This window comes from Candidatus Paracaedibacteraceae bacterium, assembly GCA_019636055.1.
In the GTDB taxonomy this organism is placed as follows: Bacteria; Pseudomonadota; Alphaproteobacteria; order Paracaedibacterales; family Paracaedibacteraceae; genus Paracaedibacter.
In genome coordinates this window covers 152,087-160,000 of record JAHBYH010000004.1, presented here as the reverse complement: position 1 = coordinate 160,000, position 7,914 = coordinate 152,087, and the positions used below count along the sequence as shown (strand labels likewise).

6 protein-coding genes (1 of these 6 running past the window's edge) are annotated in these 7,914 nt (G+C 39.7%); 2 read left to right on the top strand and 4 right to left on the bottom strand.

Annotated elements, in window-relative coordinates; genetic code table 11:
• From KF820_07980 to KF820_07965, 4 genes are all read right to left on the bottom strand, one after another.
• Positions 1–293, bottom strand: the 5' portion of a protein-coding gene (locus tag KF820_07980; protein ID MBX3458276.1) for a pyridoxal phosphate-dependent aminotransferase. It extends 910 nt beyond the left edge of the window; only the first 293 of its 1,203 coding nucleotides appear in the window; its start codon is at positions 291–293; the stop codon falls past the left edge of the window.
• A 78-nt stretch (positions 294–371) separates the two neighbouring features.
• Positions 372–1,526, bottom strand: a complete 1,155-nt coding sequence (locus KF820_07975; protein ID MBX3458275.1) for an isovaleryl-CoA dehydrogenase — start codon at positions 1,524–1,526, stop codon at positions 372–374.
• A 36-nt stretch (positions 1,527–1,562) separates the two neighbouring features.
• The gene (locus KF820_07970) at positions 1,563–2,456 is read right to left on the bottom strand and encodes a cell division protein FtsQ/DivIB (GenBank protein ID MBX3458274.1); all 894 of its coding nucleotides are present in this window, start codon (positions 2,454–2,456) and stop codon (positions 1,563–1,565) included.
• A complete protein-coding gene (locus KF820_07965) occupies positions 2,444–3,355 on the bottom strand; it encodes a D-alanine--D-alanine ligase (protein ID MBX3458273.1) in 912 nt (303 codons plus the stop codon). The genes KF820_07970 and KF820_07965 overlap by 13 nt, the downstream gene beginning before the upstream one ends.
• 143 nt (positions 3,356–3,498) lie before the next feature.
• Between KF820_07965 and KF820_07960 the strand changes: the two genes are divergently transcribed.
• Together KF820_07960 and KF820_07955 are read left to right on the top strand one after the other, a co-directional pair.
• Complete coding sequence (locus KF820_07960; protein ID MBX3458272.1) at positions 3,499–4,677, top strand: efflux RND transporter periplasmic adaptor subunit; 1,179 nt, start codon at positions 3,499–3,501, stop codon at positions 4,675–4,677.
• A gap of 9 nt (positions 4,678–4,686) precedes the next feature.
• Positions 4,687–7,899 (top strand): CusA/CzcA family heavy metal efflux RND transporter, encoded by a 3,213-nt coding sequence (locus tag KF820_07955; protein MBX3458271.1) that lies wholly within the window; start codon positions 4,687–4,689, stop codon positions 7,897–7,899.
• Positions 7,900–7,914 lie beyond the last annotated feature (15 nt).

The window sequence follows — 7,914 nt, the reverse complement described above, 5'->3', positions numbered from 1 at the left end:
GTGCCCGCCATAATTTGATCCAAATCATAGGACAAGCTATTATCTTTAGCGAGCTTTGCCTGAATCGCTTTTTTAAGAATAGGCAACCCGTCAACAGGGGTATATTTCGTCATGCCTTTGTCCAAAGCAAGCTTCGCAGCATCCTTGACGAAATCAGGAGTATCAAAGTCAGGTTCACCCGCACTAAGAGCAATTACATCAATACCCTCGGCTCTCATTTGCGCTGCTTTGGCAGTCATTGCTAGTGTTGGTGATGGTTGAATTAGAGAGAGTCGGGTTGATAAATAAGACATTTGTTCGCTCTTAGTTTTGTAAAATATTGCTTTTGTATTCTAACAGATTTTTAGATTGGTTGATAAATAATATCGACATCATCCAGCAGAAAACAGCTCACGACCGATTAACATTCTGCGAATTTCAGATGTCCCGGCGCCAATCTCATAAAGTTTAGCATCGCGGAGCAAACGGCCTGTCGGAGTTTCATTAATATACCCCATGCCACCAAAGATTTGAATGGCATCAAGGGATACTTTCGTTGCATTTTCTGCTGCAAGCAAAATAGTGGCAGCAGCATCCTGCCGTGTAACTTTTTTCTTATCGCAGGCTTTTGCAACCGCATAAACATAAGCACGACTAGAATTCAGCGTTGTATACATATCTGCAATTTTTCCTTGGATCAGCTGGAATTCACCAATTGCTTTACCGAACTGGTTACGTTCACGAACATACGGCAAGCAATAATCCAAAGCCGCCGCCATAATCCCTAAAGGACCAGCAGCCAAGACAGCGCGCTCATAGTCAAGACCACTCATCAAGACTTTGACGCCGCGATTAAGCTCACCCAAAATATTTTCTTCAGGGACAAAACAATCTTCAAAAACCAATTCACACGTATTGGATCCTCGCATCCCAAGTTTATCTAGTTTTTGAGCTGTCGAAAACCCCTTATAGCCCTTCTCCACTAAAAATGCTGTAATCCCTTTTGACCCGGCTGATGCGTCTGTTTTGGCATAAACAACCAAAGTTTCAGCATCAGGGCCATTGGTAATCCACATCTTATTACCATTCAAAACATAACCATCATCAACCTTGTCAGCCTTTAGTCGCATACTGACAACATCTGACCCTGCGCCCGGTTCACTCATAGCCAAAGCACCAACATGCTCGCCGCTAATAAGTTTAGGTAAATATTTACGTTTTTGCTCAACTGTCCCATTCAAGGAGATTTGATTAACACATAAGTTCGAATGCGCTCCGTAACTTAACCCCACAGATGCAGAAGCCCGTGAGATTTCTTCCATAGCAATAACATGTTCTAGGTATCCCATACCTGAACCACCAAACTCCTCGGAAACCGTAATACCTAGTAATCCTAATTGACCAAGCTCCGGCCATAAGTCCCGTGGAAACTCATTTGTTTCATCAATTGCTGCCGCACGTGGCGCAATCCGTTCTGCTGCAAATTGGCGAACCATATCGCGTACACTGCTCGCGATTTCACCCAAATCAAAATCAAATTCGTGCATTTTATTCCCTCATTCCTCGATCGTCAGCATCCTAACTTAGGTTGCCGTCCCTTTTTCCTTTAGGTGAATCTCACCTGCATTTGTCATTCTTAGAGATACCTGAGTCCCATGGCGCAAATCAATAGATTTAACCTGACTAAAATCAATTTTAGGATTTCCCAAAACTTTAATGAGGCGTTTCAACGCTCCTTCCGGATCTTTCTCAGGAAGTTTTGCCTCGATAGTTTTATCTACCAATAGGTTCCAACGGCGTTCACCAACCCACGTTATAGCAGCCACACGTTTTTTTAAATCAGGAACCTGATCTAGCAATGATAATAGTTTTGGCGCATGACGCGGCGCATCGCTACCTACAACAACAGGAAGATGCACATAAGCCTGAATATTTTTATCAGATATAATAACCCCATCTGCATCCACTAAATAGTGCTTTTGGCGATGCTGCCACAAGGCAATTGGAACTCGCTCTTCAATCGAAATATAAAGAGAATCTGGCAGCTTTCGTTGTACAGTTACATCTCGAACCCATGAAATTTGCTTAATATGATCTCGAATCTCATCCGGTGAAAACTTAAGGATTGAATCCCCTTTTTTCAACTGAATCTGCTCTAACAACCGCTGTGATTCAGTATTGTTACGACCGTATACATAAACTTCAGATAATGTAAAACCAACCCGCCCTGCTTTTTCAGCCACAGATGATGCAAAAGAATCCCACCAAATGCCGGGATATCCCGCCAAGATAATGTAACCAACGGTCGTGATCGCAGCAGACGCCGATGCAATAGCAAGTCGGCGTTTCAAAACTGTTGCTCCGTTCCGTAATTTTTTTGGATTCTGCCACAAAGATTGTACAGAAGTAATAAAGCTACCAAAAGATAGCTTTGTTGATTTCCGACGAACAGGGCGAGCTCGTTTTACTGGTGGCATTTGGCATTCTCCACAATCCAGTCGACAAGCTGATTAAATGACATGCCACTATGAGCAGCAATCTCTGGCAATAGCGACAACGGGGTCATTCCAGGATGCGTATTAATTTCTAACAAATAAAATTGATTTTTCTTTTCATCATACATCAGATCAGATCGAGACACTCCATGGCAGTCTAGTGCAAGATGGGCCTTTAACCCAATATCTAACGCCGTGGCATAAGCAGGTTCACTCAACGGGGCAGGCATTTTATGGACAGCTTTGCCATCAGTATATTTTGCTTCATAGTCGTAAAACCCCTGAACAGGACAAATCTCAATCGCCCCAATTGCTTTGTCTCCAACAACACCAACTTGGATTTCACGGCCATCAATAAACTCTTCGATCAAAATCATCTTGGAATCAGGCCAATTTGGATCAAAAGCAACAGGTTCACTCAAATCACGAATAATATAAACCCCTCGGCTTGATCCTTCAGCAATTGGTTTTACCACATAAGGAACAGACATCGGATGCCCCTTTTTCAGATCAGAAACGCTGATGACCTTACTAACAGGTGTTGGCAGCCCTGCACAATCAAAAATCTTGCGAGACATCATTTTATCCATACCAATGGCCGATGCCGTCACACCCGAATGTGTGTATGGAATGTGCATTGTCTCAAGAACCCCTTGAATAACACCATCTTCGCCCCCCGTTCCATGCAACGCAATAAAAGCAACGTCCGGCTTAGGGGTTAGATCTTGGGTTAATTTGATAATATCGCGGGTTACATCAACTTCCTTAACGGTATGTCCATTATCGCGCAAAGCCTTGGCTATGGCTCCACCCGATGTCAAAGATACCTCACGTTCATTGGACCATCCCCCCATAAGCACTGCGATTGTTTTTTTGGACATTTCTTCACCGATGTAATACAGATTCTGCACCTAGTTTAACATAGTCCAGTTCTGGTCTCTACCGGTTTTTAATTAAGGATATTTACAAAAAATTAAAAAAATAGACCCTAATATGAATTAATAACGCTTATGAAAATTTAATTATGTTTTTTAAAAGAAGTATTTACTCGGCAGTTGCTATAACACTTGTTATTCTTGTTTATCTTTTTTTCTCCCAGAATAATATAAATTCAGAAGAAGTTGATGAAAAACCAGCGATTAAACCCATCAACATCATTAGACTCAACGATGAAGAAATTAATCGCTTTTCAATAAAAACCCAGATCATTAAAGAAAAAGATATTAAAAACAAACTCATCATCCCAGGCGAAGTTGGATTAAATGAAAATACACTTCTCCATGTCATTTCCCCTGTTAACGGTGTCGTTCGTAAAGTTTTCTCAAACCTCGGGGACTCTGTTACCCCTCAAACAGAATTAGCAATTATTGAAAGTCGTGATATGGCTGAGGCCAAGTCTACTTATATCGCTGCATATAAGGATACAATATTAAAGAAAGATCTTGCTGAACGAGAAGAACGGTTAATGAAAAATAAAATAAAAGCCGAAACGGAATATCTTAAAACGCGTAATGCTTACGAAACATCTAAAATCGATCTGGATCAAAAACGTCAAAAATTATTAGCCTTAAACATGACAGAAGATGAAATTAACAATCTTCCCACCACAACAAAACCCCTAAACATCTATTCCATTAAATCACCGATAAAAGGTAAAATTCTTGAAAGACATATATCACTGGGTGAATTCATAACACCTGAAAATCAGGTTTTTATTATTGCTGATACAAACAAAGTCTGGATTAACCTTTCAATCCCTGCGCAAGACCTAGCTATATTGAAAAAGGGGCAAAATGTTGATATTTTCCCTAGTTCAGAATCAACACCAACAACGTCAACAATAATCTTCCTCAGTCCCGTAATTAATGAAGCAACACGTACAGGCAGAGCTATTGTTGAATTAGATAATCCGAATAACGACTGGCACCCCGGAGATTTTATCACAGCTCAAGTAACTACTGAAGAAAGTGCGAATTACATTACAATCCCAGCAACGGCATTACAAAAGATAAACGGCCAATCAATTGCCTTTATAAAAAACAAAGATGGTTTCACAGCTCAAAACATTATTATCCATGGATCAGATAAGGGTGATTTTATCAGAGTTAAATCAGGGCTAAAAATTGGTGATGAAATTGCAGTTAAAAACACATTTCTTTTAAAAGCTGAACTTGGGAAAGAAACAGCTGAACACGGACATTAGAGACATAATATGCTAGAATCGATTGTAAAGTTTGCAACTCATAACAGATACACAGTCATTGCTCTTGTTACCATGACTATCATTCTAGGGATAAACCTGGGGCAACATCTGCCAGTTGATGCAGTTCCTGATATAACGAATACCCAAGTCCAAATCAATACATTAGCTCCCGGGTTTTCACCTTTTGAAGTTGAAAATCAAGTAACATTTCCAATAGAAACGGCATTGTCTGGTATTCCCGGACTAGAAACAACAAGATCATTATCACGGAATGGATTCTCACAAGTTACAGCAATTTTCACAGACTCAACAGATATATATTTTGCACGACAACAGGTCACAGAAAAGCTTAATGAAGCTAAAGAAATACTCCCCAACAATGTAGACCCCAAAATGGGGCCAATCTCTACTGGACTTGGGGAAATATATATGTGGACATTGCAGTATGACACAGCTCAACAATCCTCTGATAGCCAAATTGGGTTCCAAAAAAACGGTGATTATATAACACCTGAAGGAACCATTCTTAAAACCACCATCGAGAAACTAAGTTATCTGCGCACTCTGCAAGACTGGTTGATTAAGCCACAAATGCGAGCTATAACCGGCATTGCTGGGATTGATTCAATAGGTGGTTATGTTAAGCAATTTCATGTCCAACCAAACCCAGAGAAATTAATCGCTCTTGGATTGAGTTTTGAAGACATAACACAAGTCATCGAACAAAACAACGTAAGCATTGGCGCAGGATACATCGAAAGAAACGGAGAATCACTTAATGTACGCTCAGATGGAAGAATTGAAAACATTCCTCAACTAGAAAACATTGTTGTTGCAACTCGTGACGGAACCCCGATTTATCTGAAAGATGTAGCAACCATAGAAATAGGTAAAGAGCTAAGAACAGGCAGCGCAAGTAAAAATGGCCAAGAAGTTGTCGTCGGTACAGCCTTAATGCTTATTGGCGCCAACAGTCGAGACGTAGCAACAGCTGCACATGAAAAATTTCAGAGTATTAAAAATAATCTTCCCACCGGTATAAAGGCCGAGGTCGTTTTAAATAGAACAAAACTTGTCAACGCAACACTGAATACAGTTGCAAAAAATTTAGCTGAAGGTGCACTTCTTGTTATTATTGTTCTTTTTTTGATGCTTAAAAACATACGCGCTGCACTGATCACTGCATCAATTATTCCCATGACAATGATCTTTACATCTATGGGAATGATTGCGACAAAAACTAGCGCGAATCTTATGAGCTTAGGTGCCCTAGATTTTGGCCTTCTCGTTGACGGAACTGTAATTATCATTGAAAATTATATTCGTCGCTTACAAAGCTACTCCCATATATTAACAACAAAAGAACGTCTCAAAGAGGTCATAGAATCAACTAAAGAAATGAGCAAACCAACTTTATTTGGGCAGATGATTTTAATTCTAGTTTACGTCCCGCTTCTTACGTTTACTGGTATTGAGGGCAAGATGTTTTATCCTATGGCAATTACCGTTATCATTGCCTTACTATCAGCCTTTGTTTTATCAATAACATTTGTTCCCGCTATGGCAGCACTTTTCATTAAATCAACATCAGCACACAATAACCACGGTTTCCTTGAAAAGCTTGATAGGTTATATTTATCTATATTAAAAAAATCGCTGCAGATCCCTAAAATAATAATCTTAGCCGCAAGTAGTTTCTTTATTATATCGTTTATTCTCTTTACACACTTAGGGCAAGAATTCATACCAACACTTGATGAGCAAGATCTTGCCGTGCATGCAGTCAGAATTCCAAGTACGTCCCTAACTCAATCACAAGATATGCAATTTAATGTTGAAAAGACTCTTAAATCATTCGATGAAGTTGATTATGTTTTCTCAAAAACAGGAACAGCAGAAGTCGCATCCGATCCTATGCCACCGAACACATCAGATACGTTTGTTATATTGAAACCCAAAGGTCAATGGCCAGACCCTACTATTTCAAAAGTTCAACTTATTGATAAGTTTGAAGAAAGACTACACTCTCTTATTGGCAACGTCTATGAATTTACACAGCCAATACAGATGCGTTTCAATGAACTTATTGCAGGAGTTAGGGCTGACATTGCCGTCAAAATATATGGCGATAATTTCGCGCAACTCAATAAAATTGCAACAGACATTGCAGAAATTTTACAAAAAACAAAAGGTGGAACTGATGTCAAAGTAGAGCAAACAACTGGGCTCCCAATGCTCAACATAAAACTGAATTATGATAAAATGGCGAGATTAGGGTTAAATGTCAGCACTGTCTTAAACACAATAAGCATTGCAATTGGCGGGAAACCATCAGGACTTGTGTTCGAGGGGGACAAACGCTTTGATATTATCGTTAAACTAAATGAATCTTATCGAGAAAATTTAGTGATGATTGATAATTTACCCATATTCCTTAAAGATCCAATCAAGAAATTAACGCCGACACTAACGAAATCAGAGGAAAAATTCACATCAATTCCACTACGAGAAATTGCGTCTGTAGTTATTGAAGACGGTCCCTACCAAATAAGCAGAGAAAACGGAAAAAGACGTATTACTGTTCAAGCAAACATCCGTGGATCTGACACGAATACCTTTGTCCAACAAGCGCAAAATAAGCTAGCTAATATTAAACTACCCACAGGATATTGGATTGAGTGGGGCGGGCAATTTAAAAATTTAGCGCAAGCAAAAGAAAGACTGTTGTGGATTATCCCACTGTGTTTTCTTGCTATCTTTTTAATTCTTTTTTCAGCGCTTAATTCAATTTTAGGTGCATCGTTTATCTTTACAGCTATTCCCCTAGCACTAACCGGCGGTGTCTTAAGTCTATTTTTACGGGGAATTCCCTTTTCGATATCAGCTGCAGTTGGTTTTATTGCCCTATCGGGTATAGCTGTTCTCAATGGATTAGTGATGGTAACGACAATAAATAAAGAGTTTCAACAAAACTCAACAACACCAATTGACGCAATAATCAAAGGAGCAACAACCCGACTTCGCCCTGTTCTTATGACAGCACTTGTTGCCTCACTTGGTTTTATTCCTATGGCTCTTGCAACCGGTACGGGAGCAGAAGTTCAAAAGCCTTTAGCAACAGTTGTCATTGGAGGATTAATCACATCCACCCTTCTAACTCTTATCATTATTCCAGTGTTGTATCTGTTATTTCCACCAAAATCAGTTAATACCAATTCTTAGAAATAGCCCTACGGC